18 protein-coding genes, 3 tRNA genes and 1 pseudogene are annotated in these 22,589 nt (G+C 53.0%); 12 read left to right on the forward strand and 10 right to left on the reverse strand.

What is annotated here, in order from left to right:
* A pseudogene (locus IEX04_RS04010) lies at positions 1–389 on the forward strand (ATP-binding protein); the annotation flags it as partial.
* Positions 390–4,893: 4,504 nt separating this feature from the next.
* Here IEX04_RS04010 and IEX04_RS04015 read toward each other — a convergent pair.
* The 8 genes from IEX04_RS04015 to rpmH form a co-directional block, all read right to left on the reverse strand.
* Positions 4,894–6,057 carry a ParB/RepB/Spo0J family partition protein gene (locus tag IEX04_RS04015; protein ID WP_096257170.1) on the reverse strand — a complete coding sequence of 388 codons (1,164 nt, stop codon included), beginning with the start codon at positions 6,055–6,057 and terminating at the stop codon, positions 4,894–4,896.
* A 181-nt stretch (positions 6,058–6,238) separates the two neighbouring features.
* Positions 6,239–7,168: a ParA family protein gene (locus IEX04_RS04020; protein WP_096257172.1), complete on the reverse strand. Its 930-nt coding sequence runs from the start codon at positions 7,166–7,168 to the stop codon at positions 6,239–6,241.
* 176 nt (positions 7,169–7,344) lie between these two features.
* Complete coding sequence (gene rsmG, locus IEX04_RS04025; protein ID WP_188683888.1) at positions 7,345–7,986, reverse strand: 16S rRNA (guanine(527)-N(7))-methyltransferase RsmG; 642 nt, start codon at positions 7,984–7,986, stop codon at positions 7,345–7,347.
* 44 nt (positions 7,987–8,030) lie between these two features.
* Complete coding sequence (locus tag IEX04_RS04030) at positions 8,031–8,558, reverse strand: Jag family protein (RefSeq protein WP_096257176.1); 528 nt, start codon at positions 8,556–8,558, stop codon at positions 8,031–8,033.
* Positions 8,559–8,560: 2 nt separating this feature from the next.
* Positions 8,561–9,520: a membrane protein insertase YidC gene (gene yidC, locus IEX04_RS04035; protein WP_105676432.1), complete on the reverse strand. Its 960-nt coding sequence runs from the start codon at positions 9,518–9,520 to the stop codon at positions 8,561–8,563.
* Entirely contained in the window at positions 9,520–9,897 is a 378-nt protein-coding gene (yidD, locus tag IEX04_RS04040; RefSeq protein WP_188683890.1) for a membrane protein insertion efficiency factor YidD, read from the reverse strand. The genes yidC and yidD overlap by 1 nt, the downstream gene beginning before the upstream one ends.
* On the reverse strand, positions 9,897–10,247 hold the full coding sequence (gene rnpA / locus IEX04_RS04045) for a ribonuclease P protein component (protein WP_105676428.1): 351 nt from the start codon (positions 10,245–10,247) through the stop codon (positions 9,897–9,899). The genes yidD and rnpA overlap by 1 nt, the downstream gene beginning before the upstream one ends.
* A 64-nt stretch (positions 10,248–10,311) precedes the next feature.
* Complete coding sequence (rpmH, locus tag IEX04_RS04050) at positions 10,312–10,449, reverse strand: 50S ribosomal protein L34 (RefSeq protein WP_096257183.1); 138 nt, start codon at positions 10,447–10,449, stop codon at positions 10,312–10,314.
* A gap of 513 nt (positions 10,450–10,962) precedes the next feature.
* Between rpmH and dnaA the strand changes: the two genes are divergently transcribed.
* From dnaA to IEX04_RS04100, 11 genes are all read left to right on the forward strand, one after another.
* A complete protein-coding gene (gene dnaA, locus IEX04_RS04055; RefSeq protein ID WP_105676422.1) occupies positions 10,963–12,399 on the forward strand; it encodes a chromosomal replication initiator protein DnaA in 1,437 nt (478 codons plus the stop codon).
* 465 nt (positions 12,400–12,864) lie between these two features.
* Positions 12,865–13,992, forward strand: coding sequence for a DNA polymerase III subunit beta (dnaN, locus tag IEX04_RS04060; RefSeq protein WP_105676418.1), 1,128 nt, complete (start codon positions 12,865–12,867; stop codon positions 13,990–13,992).
* 59 nt (positions 13,993–14,051) lie between these two features.
* Positions 14,052–15,215 (forward strand): DNA replication/repair protein RecF, encoded by a 1,164-nt coding sequence (recF, locus tag IEX04_RS04065; RefSeq protein WP_188683892.1) that lies wholly within the window; start codon positions 14,052–14,054, stop codon positions 15,213–15,215.
* On the forward strand, positions 15,208–15,735 hold the full coding sequence (locus tag IEX04_RS04070) for a DciA family protein (RefSeq protein WP_105676409.1): 528 nt from the start codon (positions 15,208–15,210) through the stop codon (positions 15,733–15,735). The genes recF and IEX04_RS04070 overlap by 8 nt, the downstream gene beginning before the upstream one ends.
* A 340-nt stretch (positions 15,736–16,075) precedes the next feature.
* Positions 16,076–18,073: a DNA topoisomerase (ATP-hydrolyzing) subunit B gene (gene gyrB, locus IEX04_RS04075; protein WP_096257309.1), complete on the forward strand. Its 1,998-nt coding sequence runs from the start codon at positions 16,076–16,078 to the stop codon at positions 18,071–18,073.
* Between the two features lie 58 nt (positions 18,074–18,131).
* Positions 18,132–20,759 (forward strand): DNA gyrase subunit A, encoded by a 2,628-nt coding sequence (gene gyrA / locus IEX04_RS04080; protein WP_188683894.1) that lies wholly within the window; start codon positions 18,132–18,134, stop codon positions 20,757–20,759.
* Positions 20,756–21,364 (forward strand): DUF3566 domain-containing protein, encoded by a 609-nt coding sequence (locus IEX04_RS04085; RefSeq protein ID WP_105676401.1) that lies wholly within the window; start codon positions 20,756–20,758, stop codon positions 21,362–21,364. Before gyrA ends, IEX04_RS04085 begins: the two co-directional genes overlap by 4 nt.
* A gap of 118 nt (positions 21,365–21,482) precedes the next feature.
* Positions 21,483–21,556: transfer RNA gene (locus IEX04_RS04090), tRNA-Ile, on the forward strand.
* A 31-nt stretch (positions 21,557–21,587) separates the two neighbouring features.
* Positions 21,588–21,707, forward strand: coding sequence for a DLW-39 family protein (locus tag IEX04_RS18695; protein WP_229676983.1), 120 nt, complete (start codon positions 21,588–21,590; stop codon positions 21,705–21,707).
* Positions 21,708–21,715: 8 nt separating this feature from the next.
* Positions 21,716–21,788: transfer RNA gene (locus IEX04_RS04095), tRNA-Ala, on the forward strand.
* A gap of 99 nt (positions 21,789–21,887) precedes the next feature.
* A tRNA-Ala gene (locus IEX04_RS04100) sits at positions 21,888–21,960 on the forward strand.
* 108 nt (positions 21,961–22,068) lie between these two features.
* Here IEX04_RS04100 and IEX04_RS04105 read toward each other — a convergent pair.
* Together IEX04_RS04105 and IEX04_RS04110 are read right to left on the reverse strand one after the other, a co-directional pair.
* Positions 22,069–22,299, reverse strand: a complete 231-nt coding sequence (locus IEX04_RS04105; protein ID WP_188683896.1) for a hypothetical protein — start codon at positions 22,297–22,299, stop codon at positions 22,069–22,071.
* 74 nt (positions 22,300–22,373) lie between these two features.
* Positions 22,374–22,586, reverse strand: a complete 213-nt coding sequence (locus IEX04_RS04110; RefSeq protein ID WP_188683897.1) for a TetR/AcrR family transcriptional regulator — start codon at positions 22,584–22,586, stop codon at positions 22,374–22,376.
* Positions 22,587–22,589 lie beyond the last annotated feature (3 nt).

Genomic DNA, 22,589 nt, shown 5'->3' on the forward strand with positions numbered 1-22,589 from the left:
GGGCGAAGCAGGCTTGTGTTCGTCGGTACCGTACCGGATACGTGCGGATCCCGGATCTCGAAGAAGAATGGCAGCAAGCCGTCGATAAGCCGATGGGTCAGCACAAACTATTGCGTAAATATGCCAATTACAGTGTTCTGGCGTTGGATGAATGGTTGCTGGATCCGCCTACAGGTGAGTTCTTAAGGTTCATTTTCGAGTTCATGGAGCGAAGGTATGACGCCGGGTCGACTATTTTCTGCACACAGTACTAGCAGTCGGACTGGCATGCCTGGCTGGGTGCTGGTGCGTTGGCTGACGCGATCATGGATCGCATTGTTCACAACACGATCTGGGTTGAGACCGGTGGGTTCAACATGCGTAAGGCGTATTCCAGTTCCGGGCAGTAGGAACGGGTCGCCGTTACGGTGAGATATGGGTTCAGAGCCGCCGGTTCACCGCGAGGGAAGCCGGTGGCTCTGAACGTGAATATTGGGTTGCTCTGAACCGCAAGAACGGGTGGCTCTGAACCGCAAGAACGGGTGGCTCTGATCGGGTCAAATATTCACTTTGGCCCCGCTTCAAAGCTGAATTCAGGGCTTACGGTGACCGTCGACTGACTTAGGATATGCGCTCAAGACCAACTGGATTAATTCATAGTCAGCCTTAGCGAACAGATCTTCAAGTTTGCTCCCCATCTTTTACGCATCCAGTGGTAGCTGCGCGATCAACGGTCACTGGCATTTTGAACGAAGATATTCTTCACGTCTCGCCTCCAATATTGCTCATGTCGGATGCGCTGACGGGCTTACTCGCACAAAGCCTTGGAATCAGTTTCGACCCACTAGGTTGGATTCAAGACCTACATAACAAGATACAGCCTTTCACAAGTTCAACTTTGAACCCATTGAGTCATCCGGTTCCGGCACTTCAATGTCCTCCTGACGCTGCTCTTCTTGCTCATCCAACCAAGCCCTGGGTACTGGTCTTGACCAAGAGGCAACGATATCTAGAAAACATGCCGTTTCGTTGTCCGCTTTATATACAAGGTTTCCGATACACCGGGGTACTTCGTTCCGGTATTGGTAGACCAACAATTAGGCTGTCAGTTCTATCTTCCCCACTCCGATGAACCTCCTTGGGCTCTTGCTTTAAAGCACTGACTCTCAGCTAGGAGAACCTCATCGTAGATTTTCTAATAACTATGAATCCATCAGCAACCAGTGCTTCCGATAGGCGGAACCGGACCCGCTGGCGATTAGGTCGTTGGCAATCGTGATGAATCAAGAATTTGACGGTAGTCCGACAGACAAAGAGTCAGTGGCTAGGACGACGGCTTCTCACAATCACCTAAGAATTCCCAATTGTTCCCTCACCCCCGGTCCATAGGTATGGATTAGTGATTTGGCAACGGGTATCGGCTTCGACCCTTCACTGGTTTTGTCCCTTCTAGGTAGATCCCGCCCCCACGGTTCGCGAATGACACAAGATCTGTCGCGGTAGAAAGAGAGAACGGTTCAAAGTAGAGGTCTTTAGAATTAGTTAGTGCTGCGACTACCATTCTTCGCCAAGACCTCAACTTTCTTGTCCTTTGGCAACTTCCACGGGACACGGACCGTCTGCTTCCCTGCGTTCCCCCTGATTCTTGCAAATTCACGTGACTCGTACTTACGAAGTCGACATGTACGAGCGTCGACGCCAGAATGATTCTTCAACGGCTTCAGCAGACCACCACAGTGAAAGTGACTGAGTATCAATTATTCCTGCACCTAAGTCTCACCCGTGTGGTGACTTCGACGGTTTCAGCGCAGACACGGTTCCACACGATGCTCCCCGAAATCGTCGAACGTATCGTCCCTACCACGAGCGATAAATCAGTGTTGCAGTCATAACACCAGCAGCAGACAGACAACACAATCGCTCCCGTTCCTGGACTGAACGACGTCTCAGAGTTCACCAGCGGCCTAGCCGGTGGTGTTTTGACCCTGGGTAAAAGAGGCTGCTGGCAAGGTGTCCAGAGTGAACGTCAATGGACGTCAGAGAATGTAGCCGACGTGGGGCTGGAGAATTCGCTTTGGCTCTTTGTATTAGATATGTTTCACGTGAAACAGAGACAGGAACAGTCGGTGCGTGGCTACGAGAATGCCAGCGGCCATACAAATCCAATCTACGTGGCTGAGGTTACCTACATAAAATTCAACTACGAAGAGCACTCCAAAGACCCCCACGCATCCTGAGGAGTTATTTAATATGCCGATGCCACTCGTCTCCCCGGTGAAGCCCAATACTGCACTTCTGCCCATTCGTTCTTGCCACGGGTAGATCAGTTTCGACAAATGGAAAATACGAACTGGCATATCCTCGATAGTTCTTTGCTCAACGAATGGTCAGCGAGGATCGCTCCCATTCACGTTGGAATCATCCCCACCCGGTTTGGTTGCAACAACTGAGATGAACCTGTGACTGCACCACGACAACGGTGATTATTCGGAGGAGTCAGAGTCAATTAGTACCCGCATTGAGGGCCGCCCATTAGCCTCATTTATAACTGTCGCTTCTTCAAGCCACGATGGACGGTAGCTCGAGGGAAATTACCCTGTCGAGGTAGCGCTTCAGGAGCAAGGCCTCCTGCTCGAAACTCTCACGCATATAATGCACTGATGGCTCCAGCACAGATCTAGTTCGAAACGATATGGTGCGTACACGTCAGTTATATCGTCGCTAACACGAGCGGGTATGCCAGGACGGTTGCGCGTGCTGTTTACTTACGATGGTCGAGTCCGTTGATTATTTGCCTCCTTGGTAGCCACCAAGATTGCAATTCAGCGCCATATGGTCACCACAGCGATATTCGGTCGCAGAGCCGCTTGGTATTCCCTGTTGGAGCCACCCTACGATCTGTTTCCGTCCGGTCAGCGGCACGCAACTATGACAAGTTGGCAGTTGTGCTTCTTGCACATCTAAATCGTACGGAGGGCTGTACAGAAACCTCATGCTGAATAGGTATCGGCGGCATGTGCTGTCGCATCGAGCCTAGGTTCTTACTGACCATTGCCCGTCAACTCGCCGTCGCAGCAATGACAGGATAGCTGGCAACAGGCTGATTAGTGGTCAAACCCAACTAGCAGGCCAATTATTCTTCTTGTCAATGCATCTTGAGTGCCTGTCCACGCAATGGCTAGCGGTTTCTCGGCATGAGGCACTCGTCAGAAACCAAGACGAGAGTGATGTTCCTGCAACACATGTACGCCGGGAGGGCTCTCTAGCTATGACAATCAATCCGGGAATCACCATAGATTGAGCATGAGAGTGATGCCCGGGCTATATCGCTTGAGCCAGGTCAGATCGTGCCCCCAAGCGAAACGGTGATGTTTGAGGGGGTACGGATGCGTATGTGTTTGCGATTTGCCGGTCATTCTACGACCTCCTCTCTTTGATCCCATCGATAAGGTGTATCTAGATGCGAGCCGTCCTCGACGGGTGCACTGCAGCTTGGTGGCTCTGATCTGCAATAACGGGTGGCGCTCAACCACAATATTGGTAGCTCTAAAACTTGCGCATATTCACCCACGTTTTCCACTGCATCAAAAGTCATGGCGATGCCCGCCAAACTACTGATCCATGACTAGGCGGCTACCCGCGCAACGGTACAATCCCGATATTTCCAAAGCATGTATCGTCCTCCCCGATCACCAACTGTGTGCCACCAACGATCACGTGTTGACATGATTATTAGACCCGCTGACAGGGACCATTTTGAGCTTCAGAGCCACACCAGATCTTCATTTAGATCCACTTTGTCTGTCTCCACTCCCCCACGCAGCAATATCTCAAGAGAGGAGCCGGCCACCAGATAGACAACAAATCGAGGCGAGGAGCATACTCCAATACCGCCTGAACGGGATGCCCGGACAGTATGGCCAGCCTCCCTAAGCATCTTGTCCCAAGGCGCTGTATCTTTGAAAGCCGCAACACAGTTACTAAGGACTCTGACGATTTCTGGAATGTGTCGTTGCATCCAGAAACTAAGAAATGAGAAGGCGACGACCACCGTCAGTAAACAGTACGAGCAACAGGACGCTTACCCACTCGCGTCGTCTACGTTACGAGTTAGGATGGCGTTCGATATCGGCTGGGCTCAAATATGCGGCGGACCAGTAGGTGCACCAAACGTGCGAATTTTTCGTGCATTAGCCTTTGCTCCAGAAAACAGCACCGTGGCCAAGTTCGTGCCTCCAAACCACTGACCATCATATCTAGATTATTGGTGCCCTGAACGAGAATTATGGTGGCTCTGGTATGCAGTAACTGGTGACAATGAAACCTTTGAAAATTTCGTCAATGGTAAAGAAACAACTTCGGCAAGAGAGGTAGTAGTTTCTGACCTCTTGAATAAAAATTGAAGTTTCTGGTCCAACCATTTATATGATTCCAACTGGAATCTTCTTCTACGGGCCTTTCTGTAGGTGGCAGACGTTTATTCGCAGGGCGCAAAAAAATAGCACCGACTTGACGGCCTCCTTGAGAGAGCCTCTGTGAAGAATCTTGAAGCAGTAAACGTGTCAGCAAGAGCTTCTTGAAAGCGGTCTAAACGGAGAACCCGAGCACCTTCTATTCCTTTCACGACCCAAGCATAGAAAACTAGAGCACCCTGGTCGCGCTACAGCGACCTTACGGGCCACCAGTGGGACGAGACCCTCCCCCTGAGCCTAGAAGCGGCTCAGTGACTCCTTAGGTGCCGATTCAGCAACTTTTTTGGTCGCAATCATTCTCCAGTAGAATCCGCAGTGGAACCCACGCACTATCGTTGCCAGCCAGAACCTACTTCACTTTTCCTTACTGATCTTGAACTCAGTTTTTAAACAAAGGCGGTCATGTTTCACGTGAAACATGACCATCATTGTTAGCTGAAGCCTATGATTTCTTAAGGTCCGGATCTAGAACTTCCATGATTCTGTTCAGGTCTTCAACGGACGCGAATTCGATACTAACTTTACCTTTTCGAGAGCCCAACTGAATCTTCACGCTAGTATCCAGTCGATCGGCCAGAGATGTAGCTAGGAAATCAAGCCGTTCGTTTCGCTGGGTTTCTCGTGGTTTGGCATTCTTCTTGACCGGCTTATCGCCACTGAGTGCTACGGCTTCTTCTGTAGCGCGAACCGACAGGCCTTCATTGACGATGCGTTGAGCGAGTTGTTCTATCGCTTCCCCATTGGACAGGCCGAGCAAAGCTCTTGCGTGCCCCGCAGAGAGGACTCCCGCCGCAACTCGTCGTTGAACCAAAGCTGGTAGCTTCATGAGCCGAATAGTGTTCGAAATCTGTGACCGCGAACGACCGATACGATCAGATAAGACCTCTTGTGTGCAGTTGAACTCTTCGAGTAACTGCTGGTAAGCAGCCGCTTCTTCCAGCGGGTTGAGTTCCGACCGATGTAGATTTTCAAGCAGCGCGTCACGTAAAAGGTCGTTATCTTGAGTGTCGCGGATAATGGCTGGAATCGTAGACAGGCCCGCGGCTTGAGTAGCGCGCCAACGACGCTCACCCATGACCAGTTCGTATGGGGCCTCATTTTCTTCTCTCGAAGGCCGAACAACGATCGGCTGAAGCAACCCGATTTCCCGGATGGAATGGATGAGTTCATCCAGTTGTTCCTGATCGAAGTTAGTTCTTGGCTGCTTACGGTTCGGATGGATCTGGTTAACATTGAGTTCAGCAAAACTTGCACCAGGAACGTCAACTAGTCCTGGAGAAGATTCTTCAATGTTAGGAATAGTCGCCTTCTTCGAGACAGCTGGTTCAGTTTCTCTTGGAGCCACAGACGAAGTTAAACCAGGCATGGCCGCACGAGTTTTTTTGCCATTTTTTGCAGGGGTGATCTTAGAGGCAGAAGACGAAGATTTCCGCCCCGGTTCAAAGAACATATCCACAGGGCGTGCAGATTTGGTTTTGCTTACTTGCGGTTCAGTAGAAGATGTTTCACGTGAAACTTCCTCAACAGTCTCAGGTGCAGCGCCTGTTGGTGAACTGGAAATCAGGGCACCTAGTCCCCTGCCTAAGCCACGCTTTTTCTCAGCCATTTGCCGGCACTCCTTCTCATCCAAATACTCAGCCATGACTAGTCTACTGTTTACTCGACAAACAAGGGGGATGTTGCTCGCCTTGATTGTAAGAAGTCTCGAAGAGTACAAATACAAAATTTTCTCGTTAAACAACAATAAGCGGGTTATTTCCCGCTTAAGTTGGCTCAAAAGCTTTCGGTTAGACCCGAACGGCTCTTTCCGCAATCTCTATGGCTGCCTCCATGTAAGACAGAGCACCTGTAGAGCTTGGATCGTAAGTAATGACCGTTTGTTGGTAACTAGGTGCTTCAGAGATGCGCACGGAACGTGGAATCACGGCTCCTAAAACTTGCTCCGGAAAATGTTCCCGAACTTCGTTAGCAACTTGAGCTGCAAGGTTCGTTCGTCCGTCATACATGGTCAGCAGAATCGTAGATACTGTCAACTTTGAATTCAAGTGCTTCTGAATCATTTCAATGTTCTTCAACAGCTGACTGAGACCTTCCAGCGCGTAATATTCGCACTGAATCGGAATCAGAACTTCTCTGGCAGCCACAAACGCATTAACTGTCAACAGGCCGAGGCTCGGCGGACAGTCAATGAAAACATAATCCAACCGCGGAAGGCCCTCGCGCTGTCGGGTTCGCGCGTAGTCGTCCAATGCTCGTTGCAACCGCTGTTCACGGGCAACCAGAGATACCAACTCAATCTCTGCGCCGGCCAGGTGAATGGTTGCAGGTGCAACTTGCAATAAAGGTAGTTCAGGGCATGTCGCGATGACGTCAGCCAACGGAAGATCGTTGATTAGAACATCGTAGATGCTATCCACTTCCGAATGATGCTCAATGCCGAGCGCAGTTGATGCATTACCCTGTGGATCAATATCGATCACAAGAACATTCAAACCGCTCTTTGCCAGCGCAGCCGCCAAATTAACCGTCGTCGTCGTTTTACCGACGCCACCCTTTTGATTCGAAATGGTCAGGTAACGAGTCTTCGGAGGAGTGGGAACCTTACGCTCAGAAATTGCTTCGCGTCGGCGGTGCTCGCTAGCCAATTGACTAGCAAGGGGCGAAGAAGAGTCATTAAAGTCAAAAACGTTACTCGACGAACCTTTAGCCTTGGACAAAGGTGAAACTCCTCCTCGTAATTTGATGCGTGCAATTTTCGCAGATAGTTAGACTTTGTTTCACGTGAAACACTCGAAAACAAACGTCTTAGCGTGTGTTCAATTTAGATGTCAAAAGACTTCAAAATTTTGCATCGTGCCGCATCGAAAGCTACTTAAAGACTAACGCCTAAGCCTTAGCCAACCTTGATTCGAACCACCGTGGTGACTTCTTCAAGAATGTCTTCACCCACAGTCAAAACCTCGGTTTTGGTGCCACCGAGCTTACGAATGACTTTTTGAGCCTTGTCGATTTCTTCTGCAGCCGAACGACCCTTGATCGCGATCAAGTCGCCCTTGCCATGCAGTAGTGGAATGGTCAAGCCTGCCAAGTTGCTCAGGGCTGATACAGCACGAGCCGTAACGTATCGAGCGTTGATCGTCTCGACCATCTGTTCTGCGCGTCCACGCATCACAGTAACGTTATCTAGCCCAAGATCATCAATAACCTCTGTCAGCCAGATGCAGCGACGCTCTAGCGGCTCAATCAGAGTTAGTTTCAAGTCTGGACGTGCGATGGCAAGGCATAGCCCAGGAAGCCCTGCGCCACTGCCTACGTCGGCCACTTCAGCGTCCTGCTCCATAAGCGATTCGATGATCGCACAGTTCAATACGTGGCGTGACCAGAGGCGTGGAACTTCACGTGGGCCAAGTAAGCCCCGTTCAATTCCGGAGGTCGCTAGGTGCGTTACATAACGCTTGGCAAGATCCAGTCGGTCGCCGAAAATTTTCTCGGCGGCTACGGTCTCCGCAGCTGTCAGGCTGAGGTCCTCAGTCATTGCATTGGTCCTTAGAACGTTCGAAACCGCGAATAGCGATGTACTTAGTTAGCTAGCGTCGAAACGACGATGTGGCGACGAGCGGATTCGCCCTCGGATTCCGAGTGCAAGCCGGCATCAGCGATTACATCATGAACAAGCTTGCGCTCATATGCGCTCATCGGTTCAAGATGTACAGCTTCTCCACTTTTGCGAGCTTGCTCGATGGCCTGTGCTGCAATCTCCTGCAGTTCCTCGGCACGGTTAGCGCGGTAACCAGCTATGTCCAGGACGAGCCGTGAGCGCTCACCTGTAGCGTTCAGGACGGCCAAACGGGTGAGTTCCTGTAGTGCATCAAGGACTTCACCGTCCTTGCCTACCAGGCTGTTCAGGTCAGTGGTTGCTTCTTCGGCAACGATCGAAATGTAGGTACGCCCACCACGAATTTCGATGTCAATGTCGCCATCAAGATCGGCAATATCGAGCAGTTCTTCGAGGTAATCCGCGGCAACATCGCCTTCGTCAATTACCTCGTCTGCTTGCTCATGCTGATCCTCTAGCTCTGTTGCTTCAGGATTTTCAGTTGCAGTCATGACTACCTCTTCTTGCGGTTCTTGCGCTTAGGCTGCTCGCGCTGGCCTTTAGGCTCTTCAATGGCTGGGGTCTCGGACTCGTCAACCTTCTTCTGCCCCACAGGAGGCAGGCCCTTCTCCGCACGGCGAGCGTTTAGTTCACGTTCTGCCTGGGAGCCCGGGGTTGGGTTGTTACGAATAACCCAGAACTGCTGTCCCAGGGTCCACAAGTTCGATGCGGTCCAGTAGATCAGAACACCGATTGGGAAGTTGATGCCACCGATACCGAAGACCAAAGGCAGGATGTAGAGCATCATCTTCTGCTGCTGCATGAATGGGCCCTGAAGAGCTTCTGCGCTCATGTTCTTCGTCATCAGCTGACGCTGGGTGAAGAACTGCGAGGCTGTCATTGCAAGGATCATGATGACAGCAACAACGATTACGGCCCAGTTGATAGCGCCGGAGTTAATGGTGCCCAAGAACGTCTCGGACAGGGGTGCTCCGAGAATCGAGGACTGGTCGAAGCTGCGGATGTGGTCAGCGGACAAGGCGCCGATTGAACGGCCGTCATCGCTGGCACGGGATGCTTCGTTGAGCACGCGGAACAGTGCAAAGAAGAACGGCATCTGCACGAGTAGTGGCAAGCACGAGGAAAGTGGATTGGTCTTGTGCTTTTTGAACAGCGCCTGCTGCTCTTGCACCATGGCCTGACGCGACATTTGGTCGGTCTTGCCCTTGTACTTTGCCTGGAGCTTACGAAGGTCAGGCTGTAGCGCCTGCATCGCTCGCTGACTCTTGATCTGCTTGACGAAGACCGGGATCAACAAGGTACGAATAAGCAGCACAAGGAAGATGATGGACAAGGTCCAGGTCACACCCGAGCCTTCATCCATACCAAGAATTGTGAACAGTTCGTGGAAGGCCCACAGGACCCACGACACGGCATACGTGAACGGAGTCAATATCGTGTCTAGAAAGTTCATTAGCGGTCAAGCTCCTTGTGGCCGCTATCCGCGGCGTCTTCATCGTCGGGAATCACAGGATGATTCAGAACTATGATCCTCGGCAGTTTACCTTCAGGCCAAATCCTTGGTCCTTCAGGCACTTGGTCTACACCGCCGTGGGAAAATGGATTGCACCTCAGAACCCGCCAAGCGGTCAAGACGATGCCTTTGATAGCGCCGTGTTGAGTCACCGCTTCGAGCCCATAGGCAGAACAGCTAGGAAAGTATCGGCATACATCGCCGTAAATTGGCGAGATGATTTTGCGGTAGATCTTAAGAAATCCAATTAGCAGGTTGCGTGGAATATCAATGATGAACCACAGCACCCCAGTACGCGGAGTTAAGTCCTTACGCATCAGCGAACTTCTGCTTTACGCTGTACAGATGCAAAGGCGGCAGTAACCTGGGTCCGTAGTTCGTCCCAAGTGAGCTCTGCAGCTCCGGGTAAAGCACGAACAACGATGTCCAGGTTCCCATCCACGCGCCTGAGCTCGTGGGCAACTTCGCGCATACGGCGTTTAGTCAGATTTCGCTTAACTGCAATTCCCACTGCCTTGGAGACAATAAATCCAAACCGGTCCCCCGCGGCCCCTTCGGGACGAGGACGTGCATATAGCACGACGTTCCGGCGTCCGCTTCGGGCGCCGGAACGTACAGTGACTGTAAGGTCTTGCGCTAGGCGCAATCGCTGATTCTTTGGCAACATTTTTGTTCTAGCCAGATCTAGTAGATTCCGCCAGAACTACGCAGCCAAAAGCTGTTTCGCAAATTTATGCGGAAAGCTCGGTACGGCTCTTGCCGCGACGTGCGGACAAGATTGCGCGACCTGCACGGGTACGCATACGAAGACGGAAACCGTGCTTCTTGGCACGACGACGGTTATTAGGCTGAAAAGTCCGCTTGCTCACGGTGACACTCCAAGAAATTTAAGTGATGCGCCGGACCCGCTACTAGCTAGCTGGATAACAACAGGCTGACGCTCGTTCTTTAAAAAATGTGTAATTTTGCGGGCTCTTCTAAAAACTGAGCAGGTCACAAAACGCACACATAGGACTAAATAACGATAGGAAAAATTCCGCCATAGGTCAAATTGGCGCGATTTTCAAGGACCCCTGTGCATATCAGAGCCCTACCTGTGAATAATCTACCCCAAAGTTGTGGATTACTTCATCGTTTATCGAAAGACAACTCACAATCTGGGATGAAAATCCATGTCACAACGCCCATAAAAACGGTATATTTCAAGGGGAAAGGCGTTTTCCACAGGCAATCAGCTAACTTTTTCCACCTGACTGTGCATAACCATGTGGATAGTGGTTAGAATCAGTGGAGATAACGTCGCCAAAACCGCGAAAGCGGGGCCCGAAACAGGGCTTTGTGTGATCAACATTGCATTAAATGATGGAAGTGGGGCGCCCTTAGTGAGCAGCGACGAGACCAATAGTATTGGGAGCTCCTGGCGTCAGGTCATTCGTAAGATCGAAGATGATGATCGAGTCAAGGCCCGTCATCGTCCATTTGTGTCCCTTGCTAAACCCCAGGGACTCATTGGTAGTACCCTGCTTGTTGCCGTACCTAACGACCTCACCCGCGATATTTTGCAAACTCAGCTACGCGAACCTCTCGATCAGGCGTTGCGTGAGGTCTTCCAAGACGATATCCGCTGCGCCGTCAGCGTCGATCTGTCCTTGGCTGAGGATGTCGAACAGCCAGCCGAACAAAAGGTCTCTCCAGCTCCGGTCCCAGCTCCAGTTCCAGAAACCCCTGGACCGCGACCGCAGCCTGCACCACAACCGACGCCACCATCAAACTCCCAAGAGTTTGGCCGGCTCAATCCAAAATACATTTTTGACACTTTTGTCATTGGGTCATCGAACCGATTCGCTCACGCGGCCGCGGTTGCCGTCGCTGAAGCGCCGGCCAAAGCCTACAACCCGCTATTTATCTATGGCGATTCCGGGCTAGGTAAAACTCACCTGCTTCACGCCATTGGACACTACGCGCGTCATCTCTACAAGGGGATCCGAGTGCGTTATGTGAACTCCGAAGAGTTCACCAATGACTTCATCAACTCAATCCGTGATGACGAAGGTGCCAGCTTCAAGCAGACCTATCGTAATGTCGATATTTTGCTCATCGACGATATTCAATTCTTGGCCAATAAAGATGCAACGCAGGAAGAGTTCTTCCATACCTTCAATGCATTGCACAATCACAACAAGCAGGTAGTGATTACCTCTGACTTGCCGCCTAAACAGCTGCAAGGATTTGAAGATCGCATGCGTTCGCGCTTTGAGTGGGGTTTGCTCACCGATATTCAGCCCCCTGAATTGGAAACCCGTATTGCGATCCTGCGCAAGAAAGCTGACGCCGAGAATCTTTCAGCTCCAGGCGATGTCATGGAATATATCGCCTCTAGAATCTCGACGAATATCCGTGAACTTGAGGGTGCACTCATCCGAGTGACCGCTTTTGCCTCATTGAATAACCAACATGTTGATCTGGCCCTGGCAGAAACCGTGCTCAAGGATTTGATCAGTGCTGACGGTGCTCAGGAAATCACGCCTTCAACCATCATCAAGCAAACTGCTGAGTACTTTGGGCTGTCTATTGACGAGCTCAACAGTAAATCTCGCACTCGAACCCTGGTGACGGCACGTCAGATCGCGATGTATCTGCTGCGTGAGCTGACGGATATGTCATTGCCGAAGATCGGCGCAGAACTTGGCGGGCGAGACCACACCACGGTTATCCATGCGGATCGAAAGATCCGTGAGTTGATGGCCGAGCGTCGCGCAATCTTCAACCAAGTGACAGAACTGACAAACCGGATTAAACAGAGTCAGCGCGAGCATTAAACCGGTAAATCACAGCTGTGGATAAGGCTGTGGATTACATGAAGACAACCTGAGTATAACTAGCACCTCGCGTGTGGACTCAGAAAAGCGTGACACTGAGTATCAACAGGACCATGGAACTCAGTGTCACTGCCAGTCACAGTTTGTTCACATGCACAATTGGTTCAAACTATGGGCTCGAGGGGCTTATCCACAGTATCCACAGGGGTTATTAACACTACTTCCTTTAAACACTTATTCATCCAAATAACGAGACCTCTCCCCCAGCGCTGGTTTTGAACTGCTTTTTGTTCATAAGCTCGTGGTTACACACACTTGGAAAGTTCCATGAGGGCTATTCGAAGAAGACGTGGCAAGATTAAGTGGAGATATCGTGTAGCTACCTGCTCTATGCTTAAGAACTTGGCGGGAAACAACCTTCTTGGCCTCACTTAAGACTTATGGGTTCCGAAAGGCGGATTTTTCGTGAAGTTCAGCGTTGAAAAGGATGTATTGGCAGATGCCGTTTCTTGGACCGCAAGGTCTCTAGCGCAGCGTCCACCATCTCCAGTACTTGCTGGCATTTTGATCACTACCCATGAAGGCATCGTTCGCCTTGAGGGATTTGATTACGAAATTTCATCCCACATCGAGATTCCTGCTGATATTGGAGAACAAGGCAAGGTCTTAATTTCTGGCAAGCTGCTTGCGGAAATTACACGTTCATTGCCAAATTCAACGGTGACCCTCGAAACTGATGGAACAAAGATCACCGTCTCCTGCGGTCGTTCACGATTCCACTTAGCGACCATGCCAGTTGAGGAATACCCTTCTTTGCCAGCGCTTCCAGAAGTTGCAGGCACCATCAATGGCCAGGCTTTCTCTGAAGCTGTATCTCAGGTCATTGTCGCGGCATCGAAGGATGACACCCTGCCAGTGTTGACTGGCATCAAGGTTGAAATTGAAAATGACCTGATCACTTTCCTTGCCACGGACCGCTACCGTTTGGCGATGCGTGAACTGAATTGGACTCCAAACCAGCCAGAAATTTCTACTTCCTTCTTGGTCAAAGCCAAAACCCTGAACGAAGTAGCTAAAACACTTTCTAGTTCTGGCGACCTGAAGCTTGCAATCAGCCCTACCGGGGAAATGATCGGTTTCGAAAGTGCTAACCGTCGGACAACCTCGTTGCTTATCAATGGCGATTACCCAAAGATTCGTTCGTTGTTCCCGGATAACACTCCAATTCACGCTACTGTCCGTTCTAGCGATCTGATTGAAGCGGTACGTCGCGTTTCTGTTGTTGCTGAACGAAACACGCCAGTACGTATGGCATTCACCGATGGACAGCTGACCCTTGACGCAGGCACCGGTGAGGACGCCCAGGCCGAAGAATCAATTGTTGCTTCATTGCGCGGAGAAGACATTACGGTTGCATTCAACCCAACCTTCCTCAGTGAAGGATTGAGCTCGTTCAATACTGATTTTGTTCGTTTTTCCTTCACCAGCGCTCCAAAGCCAGCAATGGTCACTGGTCAGAAGAAAATTGATGAAGACGACCAGGACCAATACCGGTACCTCGTTATGCCAGTTCGACTCCCAAACTCGAACTAGCAACAAGTTAGTGGTGGAATGCTAAATATTCCACTGCTTCGTAGCTTTCAGGATTCTCGGTGTATATCTCGCAGCTTTCCCTCACGAGCTTTCGCTCGTACGTGCAGGCCGACGTACAACTAGCCCCGGGCATCAACGTACTGGTTGGACCCAACGGCGTCGGTAAAACGAACATCGTTGAAGCCATCGGATATCTAGCGAACCTCTCCTCGCACCGAGTCAGCAACGATGCTCCGCTGCTTCACTTCGGTTCCGAACGTGCGCTGATCCGCGGCACGTTACACCGTGGAGCTCAGTCCACCTCCCTCGAGGTGGAAATTACTAGCGGAAAAATCAACAGGGCGCGGATTAACCGGGCCAATCCGGTACGCGCACGAGAGATTCTTGGGCTCGTGCGAACGGTACTCTTCGCTCCCGAAGATCTGTCCTTGATCAAGGGCGATCCATCTAATCGACGTCGTTTCCTCGATGAAATGCTGATCTCCTTAAGACCTATCGAAGCCGGCACCAAAAACGACTACGAGCGAATCGTGAAACAACGAAATGCGTTGTTGAAATCGATCAGAGGCAAATCAAAACTTAATTCTTCACAAGAGAACACCTTGCAGGCATGGGACATGCAACTGGCCACTTGCGGGGCCCGCCTCATTCGTGGCCGATTGATGGTACTTGCCCTACTGAGGCCCTATATGGAAGCGGCCTACGCAGATCTTGCCGATGGTAAGAAGCATGCCGATGCGGTTTATCGCTCATCGCTTGAAGGTGAGATTGACGAAAATTCTTTGCCGGTGAAAAATCTGCAGGGGTTGACCCAAGACGAAATTCGCGATTTGCTGCTCAGCGCCATCGAGGCAAACCGGGCACGCGAACTAGATCGCGGAATTTCACTATTTGGTCCACATCGTGATGATTTGACCCTGACTTTAGGGGCAACTCCTGCAAAAGGCTACGCCTCGCATGGAGAAACCTGGTCCTTTGCGCTCGCATTACGCCTGGCTGCTTACCGCGTCTTTGGTGATGACGATCCGCGAACTGGGTCCGGACCGATTTTGATCCTCGATGATGTTTTTGCAGAACTTGACGCTACCCGGCGGGACCGATTGGCGCATATTGTTGCCGGTGCAGAACAAGTATTGGTGACCGCGGCGGTGGCTGCCGATGTGCCTGAGGCCTTAAAAGGACATTTTTTCATGGTGAGCCCTGGTCAGGTCAGCGATGTCTGAGGAAGAACTCGACTCGGCCAAGGCGTTGCTCAATCGCATGCGCAAACTTGCCGAAGAGCGTGGTGAAACCAGAATTGACGCTGCCCGCATGGACCGCGTCAAAAAGCGTCAAGCAACGCGTCGCGGATTCGCTGCGCCGCAGGGTAAACCCGTTGAAGGATCCGCACGCGACCCACATGCTATCGGTGAAATCGTATCGAGAATGTCCAAATCTCGTGGCTGGAATACTCAAGTTGCGGTTGGATCCGTACTGGGCCGCTGGACAGAATTGGTCGGCGAAGACGTGGCAGCACATTGCAAGCCCGAGTCTTTTGAAGACACCGTCGTGGTTGTACGCTGCGATTCAACTTCCTGGGCTACACAATTACGCCTACTCAGCCATCAAATTTTGAAGAAAATTGATGCAGAGTTAGGTTCGGGAATCGTCACGGTTATCAAGGTTTTGGGCCCCAACGCACCCTCCTGGCGCCACGGCCTGCGTTCGGTTGCCGGACGAGGCCCGCGAGATACCTACGGATAAAATTGCTGGCACGGCATATGGCGCTGTAACGGAGCCGCTGGCTGGATCCCCCCTTACTGCTCCGCCAGTAACCGCTCTAAGTGATGATTCTGTGCCTACTACAGCCGATTTGATGCTCAGGATCCCTATATATTTCGCTAAACGCGGTAGAATTAGAGGCAGTGAGTGCGCGTCGTGTAGGTATCCCCCACGCACGTTGCACCAGACCATGGTTTTTTGTTGGCCCGCACGCAGGGGCGGCAGGGAATCGCGCACCAAATTCGAGGAGTTCGTAGCACAAGTGTCTACCGAAAACGCTTCACCGCAGGAGCCGGCCGAAAGCCAAGTACCCGCGGAATCGATGACTTCAAAAGTCGAACACACCTATGGCGCCCAGGACATTACCGTCCTCGAAGGACTCGAAGCGGTACGCAAACGCCCGGGCATGTATATCGGTTCAACCGGACCGCGCGGCCTGCACCACCTGGTCTATGAAGTTGTTGATAACTCCGTTGATGAGGCTCTTGCAGGCTACTGCGACACTATCGACATCACCTTGCAGAATGACGGCGCTGTCCGAGTTCAGGACAACGGGCGTGGCATCCCCACAGATATGCACCCGACAGAGGGTAAGCCAGCGGTAGAGGTCGTCATGACGATCCTGCACGCCGGCGGTAAGTTCGGCGGCGGCGGTTATGCGGTCTCCGGCGGTCTGCACGGCGTAGGTATTTCGGTAGTTAACGCGCTATCTAGCCGCGTGGACACCATCGTTCGGCAAAAGGGTTACGCCTGGCGGATCTCCTTCGGCAATGGCGGCATGACTACCTCCCCATTAACCCGTGGCGAAGAAACCGAAGAAACCGGCACCACCCAGACGTTCTACCCGGACGCCGGAATCTTTGAAACCACAGTATTTGATTTCGAAACCCTGCGTGCGCGTTTCCAGCAGATGGCCTTCCTGAACAAGGGCCTGCGCATCCGTTTGACCGACGAGCGTGTGGTTGAAGAGGTTGAGGCTGAGGTCGAAGACGAGCGCGAAAATCAGGTTGTTAAACCACGCGTGGTCGACTACCTGTACAAGGACGGACTGCTCGATTACGTCAAGCACCTGAACTCCGCGAAAAAAGTGGAATTGGTACATGACGAGGTCATTGCCTTCGAGGCCGAGGACACCACTCGCGGTATCAGCGTTGAAGTTGCTATGCAGTGGACCAATGCATACTCGGAGTCTGTGCACACCTACGCAAACACCATCAACACCCACGAGGGTGGTACCCACGAAGAGGGGTTCCGCGCCGCATTGACCGGCTTGCTTAACCGCTACGCCCGCGATAATAAGATCCTGCGCGAAAAGGATGACAACCTCTCCGGTGATGATGTCCGCGAGGGTCTGACCGCAGTTCTTTCGGTCAAGCTCTCCGAACCACAGTTTGAAGGCCAGACTAAAACCAAGCTGGGTAACTCGATGGCCCGTGGTTTCGTGCACGGTGTGGTCAACGAGGAACTTGGCGACTGGTTCGAGCGCAACCCGAACGTCGCCAAAGACATTATTCGCAAGGCAATGCTTGCCTCCCAAGCCCGAATGGCGGCCCGCAAGGCGCGTGACAACGCGCGCCGTAAGTCGCCGATGGAATCCTTCGGCATGCCGGGTAAGCTCTCGGACTGTTCCTCAAAGAACCCTGCCGAGTGTGAGGTTTTCATCGTCGAGGGTGACTCCGCAGGCGGCTCGGCCAAGCGCGGACGCGACCCACACACGCAGGCGATCCTGCCGCTACGCGGAAAGATCCTGAACGTGGAACGTGCGCGTTTGGACCGTGCGCTGGGCAATGCCGAAGTACAGGCGATGATCACCGCCTTCGGCACCGGCATCGGTGAAGAATTCGACATGGCTAAGCTGCGCTATCACAAGATCGTGTTGATGGCGGACGCCGACGTGGACGGCCAGCACATCACCACGCTATTGCTCACGCTGATCTTCCGCTTCATGCGTCCACTGATCGAACAGGGCTATGTGTACCTTGCAAGCCCACCGCTGTACCGCATCAAGTGGACTAACGCCGCTCACGAATACGTCTTCACAGACCGTGAACGCGACGAAGCGCTGGTCAAGGGTGCCGCGTCGAACAAGCGTATTCCTAAGGAAAACGGCATTCAGCGTTACAAGGGTCTGGGCGAGATGGACTACTCGGAACTGTGGGACACCACGATGGATCCGGCTCACCGCATTCTGCGACAGGTGGCCATGGATGACGCGGCCGCAGCCGATGAGGTCTTCTCCGTGCTGATGGGCGAGGACGTCGAATCACGCCGAACCTTTATTCAGCAAAATGCCAAGGACGTGCGCTTCCTGGATATCTAACGCGCCAACCGCAGCGAAACGATAACCAGCAACGAATTTTAGACTTGTAAGGGATGAAATGAGCGACGAGCAAACCCCGGGGAACGAACCGTTGGACGGGGAGATCGTGCCCGCACTTGAGGGACACGACAAGATCGACCAGATCGATCTGCAGACCGAAATGCAGCGGTCCTACCTTGACTACGCCATGGCGGTCATCGTGGGCCGTGCACTACCTGACGTGCGCGATGGACTGAAGCCAGTGCACCGCCGCGTGCTGTACGCAATGTACGACGGTGGCTACCGCCCGGAGCGCTCCTACAATAAGTGTGCCCGCGTGGTCGGCGAAGTGATGGGTCAGTACCACCCGCACGGTGACACCGCGATTTATGATGCGCTGGTCCGCCTGATTCAGGACTGGGTCATGCGTTATCCGCTGGCGCTAGGCCAGGGTAACTTCGGTTCCCCAGGTAATGATGGCGCTGCCGCCCAGCGTTACACGGAAACCAAGATGGCCCCGTTGGCCATGGAAATGGTCCGTGACATCAACGAGGATACCGTTGATTTTAAGGACAACTACGACGGCAAAAACCAAGAACCAACCGTGTTGCCGGCGCGTTTCCCGAACCTGTTGGTCAATGGTTCCTCGGGCATCGCGGTGGGTATGGCTACCAACATTCCGCCACATAACCTGCGCGAAGTCGCCGAGGGTGTGCAGTGGTACCTGGAGAACCCAGAAGTTACCCGCGAGGAACTACTTGCCGCGTTAATGCAGCGCGTCAAGGGCCCAGATTTCCCTTCTGGTGCCATGATTCTTGGCACCAAGGGCATCTCCGATGCCTACCGTACCGGCCGTGGCTCAATCACCATGCGCGCGGTAGTGAATGTGGAAGAAATTCAGGGCCGCTCCTGCCTGGTAGTCACCGAGCTGCCATATATGGCTAACCCGGATAACCTCGCGGTAAAGATCGCCGAGCTGGTCCGCGATGGCAAGGTCGCCGGCATCGCCGACATGCGCGATGAGACCTCGGGCCGTACCGGCCAGCGTCTGGTGATCGTGCTTAAGCGCGACGCCGTGGCCAAGGTGGTACTGAACAACCTCTACAAGCACACCGAACTGCAGTCCAACTTCTCCGCGAATATGCTCGCGATCGTTGATGGAGTGCCGCGCACCCTGCCACTGGATGGTTTCATCCGCCACTGGGTGACCCACCAGATCGAAGTGATTGTTCGCCGCACCAAATTCCGTCTGAAGAAGGCCGAAGCCGAGGCTCACATCTTGCGCGGCCTGCTCAAGGCCTTGGATGCTTTGGACGAGGTCATCGCATTGATCCGCCGTTCTTCGACCACCGAAGCGGCCCGCGACGGGTTGATGGAACTGCTAGATATTGACGAGGATCAGGCACGCGCCATTCTCGACATGCAGCTACGTCGACTTGCCGCCCTAGAACGCCAGAAGATTCAGGATCGTCACGCGGAATTGGCGGTGATGATTGCCGAGTTTAAGGAGATCATCGCCGATCCGCAGCGCCAGCGCACCATCGTCTCGGAAGAACTCGCCGAGATCGTGGAAAAGCATGGAGATGACCGTCGCACCAATATCCTCATGGGCTTTGATGGCGACATGAACGTCGAAGATCTCATTCCCGAAGAGGAAATGGTCGTCACCATCACCCGTGGCGGCTACGTCAAGCGCACCCGTATTGATAACTACCGTTCGCAGCAGCGCGGCGGTAAGGGTATCAAGGGAGCCAACTTGCGCGGAGACGATGTGGTGGAACACTTCTTCGTCACCTCCACACACAACTACCTGCTGTTCTTCACCAACCACGGCCGCGTCTACCGCACCAAGTGCTACGAATTGGCCGAGGCCGGACGCGATGCCAAGGGACAACACGTAGCCAACGTGATGGCTTTCCAGCCGGATGAGCACATCGCTCAGGTGCTAGATCTGCGCACCTACCAGGACGCGCAGTACCTAATGCTTGCTACTCGCAATGGTTTGGTCAAGAAAACGCGCTTGGAAGACTATGACACCAACCGTACCGCCGGAGTGATCGCGATCAACCTGCGCGAAGACGACGAGCTAGTCTCCGCACAGCTGGTCAGTGAATCCGATGATGTGATGCTGGTCTCGCGTAAGGGGCAATCGGTACGCTTCACCGCGACCGACACCGCCTTGCGTCCGATGGGGCGCGCTACCAGTGGCGTGACCGGCATGAAGTTCCGCGAGGGTGACGAACTGTTGGCCGCCGAGGTGGTACGTCCCGAAGCGTTCGTTTTCACCGTGACAAATGAGGGCTACGCGAAGCGCACTACGGTTGATGAATACCGTGTGCAATCCCGTGGTGGCTTGGGCATTAAGGTTGCGAAGCTCAACGAGGAACGTGGCGAACTGGTGGGTGCGCTAATCGTTGATGAAACCGACGAGGTACTCGTGGTGATGGCCTCGGGCAAGGTTGTTCGTTCTGCCGTCTCGCAGGTTCCTTCCAAGGGCCGTGACACCATGGGTGTCATCTTCGCAAAGCCGGATAAGAAGGACCACATTATTGCGGTGGCCAAGAACTCGGAGACCGAGCTCGAAGAGAATTCGGAGGAAGATGGCGTAACGTTGGACGCAGAAAACATGACAGATGAGTCATCTGCTGCGCCGGAAATCGCTTCGGACGTCCAAAACGATGACACCAATAACGGAGGTAACGCATGAGCACGCCCTCGACGCCTCGCCCAAGTGGCAGCGCCCCGAAGAGCGCAGCGCCGCGACCTACCCAGGTAAAGCGCCCAGCGCCAACCTCGAATGGTAACCGCCCAACTGGTGCCCGACCGGCGCCAACCGGACAGCCACGTCCTACCGGCGGGCCTGCCCGGCCTAGTGCAGGTGCACCGCGTCCCACCGGACAGCGGCCGCCACAGTCACAGGATCGCCTGGTTCGCCCGGCGCCTAAGGCTAAGGTCCGTAAAGCTCGACTGTTAGCGTCGAAGGTAGAGCCGTTCTCAGTCTTGAAGCTTGCCTTCTTGCTGTCGGTCGCCTTTGGTGTCATTACCGTGGTGGCTTCGGTAGCTATCTGGGCCCTGTTGGACCTGACCGGCACCTTTGACTCCTTCAACCAGTTGATGCGTGACGCGATTGGTGCCGAAGGCACTTTTGACCTGCGTGATGTGCTCTCGCTGGGCCAGGTTGCCTCGTACGCGACAATCATTGCGGTAGTCAACGTCGTGGTAATTTCGGTACTCTCGATGCTCGGAGCGGTGTTGTATAACATTGCCGCTTCGCTCGTCGGTGGCGTCGGAGTGACCCTCACAGACGACTAAGAACGTGCTAGTCGAGCCCGGGATTCATGCTGTGATGCATGACACCCGGGCTCGATTTGTATCTTCTTGCAAACCCCGGTAAAGTTTTATTTCGTTCCGAAGGGAACAAAAAAGGTAAGGGCGTATAGCTCAGGCGGTTAGAGCGCTTCGCTGATAACGAAGAGGTCCCTGGTTCAAGTCCAGGTACGCCCACTGAATCCTTACCAATGAGAAAGAGGGTAGAATGAAAAAGCTCCTGATTCTCGGGACTGTTGTGGCTGCTGCGGTAGTCATAATCAAGAAGGTAAAGGGTTCAACGGAAATCAAGGAAACCTGGCAACAGGTTACCGACAAAGTTTCCTAACGCTTTTCGGGGCCTTAGCTCAGTTGGTAGAGCGCCTGCTTTGCAAGCAGGATGTCAGGAGTTCGAATCTCCTAGGCTCCACAGAATAGATTGGCGGAAAGCAGCAGCTTTCCGCCTATTCTTTTCCAAAGGGTGAGCGTTGCTCATTATCGGAAGTGAAAGTCTTCCACAATTGAATACGGGGCCTTAGCTCAGTTGGTAGAGCGCCTGCTTTGCAAGCAGGATGTCAGGAGTTCGAATCTCCTAGGCTCCACATTTGAAGCAGTTCTAAGAGCGGTGATCGACTCAATGAGTCAGATCGCCGCTCTTTTTCATTTACGCTGTTGCGCCCTTAATCCGCAGGATCGCATCTGTTACGCCGTCAATAAATTGTTGTACTTCCGAAAGCTCGGATCAGGCTAACCAATCCCCAGTGCGCCAACTCGATCCGCCCTGCGACTTGAAGCACCCCGAAGATAGCGTCAATCGCCGCGCCAACTGCGCGGTATGCGGTGCGGCGTTCACGGTCCAAAGGCTGACAGACTCCGACCGACTCCGCCTCGAGCACACGTGCTTCGCGCTCATCAGACAGAATCGGCTCCAGAGCTGCCATGACCATCCTTTGCACACTCTGTCTGACGGACGTCAAAGGGATCAATGTCGAAGCCGGCGAAGCCCTGCAGCACCTTAGAGTAGCTCAGATTTGTCGGCATAGAGTTCATAGAATGACCTCGTTGAGACGTGCGCCTGACGGCGCACTTCCTGCACCGTCGCAGCGCTGTAGCCCGTCGTTGCATAAGCCTGAAGCGCAGTATCCGATAGTTGACGCCGACGCTGTTTATCGCGTTCGCTTTGGTCGCTACCGCGCCACAGTGGAACCTCGTCAGTTAAGTTCTCCATTCG

Origin of the sequence: Glutamicibacter ardleyensis (assembly GCF_014644555.1) — a bacterium.
GTDB lineage: Bacteria > Actinomycetota > Actinomycetes > Actinomycetales > Micrococcaceae > Glutamicibacter > Glutamicibacter bergerei.

What these genes read in the sequence shown, in the direction of transcription:
- gyrA (WP_188683894.1), top strand. Translation starts at nt 18,132, where the DNA reads ATGAGCGACGAGCAAACCCCGGGGAACGAACCGTTGGACGGGGAGATC.
- rnpA (WP_105676428.1), bottom strand. Translation starts at nt 10,247, where the DNA reads ATGTTGCCAAAGAATCAGCGATTGCGCCTAGCGCAAGACCTTACAGTC.
- IEX04_RS04070 (WP_105676409.1), top strand. Translation starts at nt 15,208, where the DNA reads ATGTCTGAGGAAGAACTCGACTCGGCCAAGGCGTTGCTCAATCGCATG.
- gyrB (WP_096257309.1), top strand. Translation starts at nt 16,076, where the DNA reads ATGACTTCAAAAGTCGAACACACCTATGGCGCCCAGGACATTACCGTC.
- IEX04_RS04105 (WP_188683896.1), bottom strand. Translation starts at nt 22,299, where the DNA reads ATGGCAGCTCTGGAGCCGATTCTGTCTGATGAGCGCGAAGCACGTGTG.
- IEX04_RS04030 (WP_096257176.1), bottom strand. Translation starts at nt 8,558, where the DNA reads ATGACTGCAACTGAAAATCCTGAAGCAACAGAGCTAGAGGATCAGCAT.
- IEX04_RS18695 (WP_229676983.1), top strand. Translation starts at nt 21,588, where the DNA reads ATGAAAAAGCTCCTGATTCTCGGGACTGTTGTGGCTGCTGCGGTAGTC.
- IEX04_RS04085 (WP_105676401.1), top strand. Translation starts at nt 20,756, where the DNA reads ATGAGCACGCCCTCGACGCCTCGCCCAAGTGGCAGCGCCCCGAAGAGC.
- rsmG (WP_188683888.1), bottom strand. Translation starts at nt 7,986, where the DNA reads ATGACTGAGGACCTCAGCCTGACAGCTGCGGAGACCGTAGCCGCCGAG.
- yidD (WP_188683890.1), bottom strand. Translation starts at nt 9,897, where the DNA reads ATGCGTAAGGACTTAACTCCGCGTACTGGGGTGCTGTGGTTCATCATT.
- yidC (WP_105676432.1), bottom strand. Translation starts at nt 9,520, where the DNA reads ATGAACTTTCTAGACACGATATTGACTCCGTTCACGTATGCCGTGTCG.
- IEX04_RS04015 (WP_096257170.1), bottom strand. Translation starts at nt 6,057, where the DNA reads ATGGCTGAGAAAAAGCGTGGCTTAGGCAGGGGACTAGGTGCCCTGATT.
- IEX04_RS04110 (WP_188683897.1), bottom strand. Translation starts at nt 22,586, where the DNA reads ATGGAGAACTTAACTGACGAGGTTCCACTGTGGCGCGGTAGCGACCAA.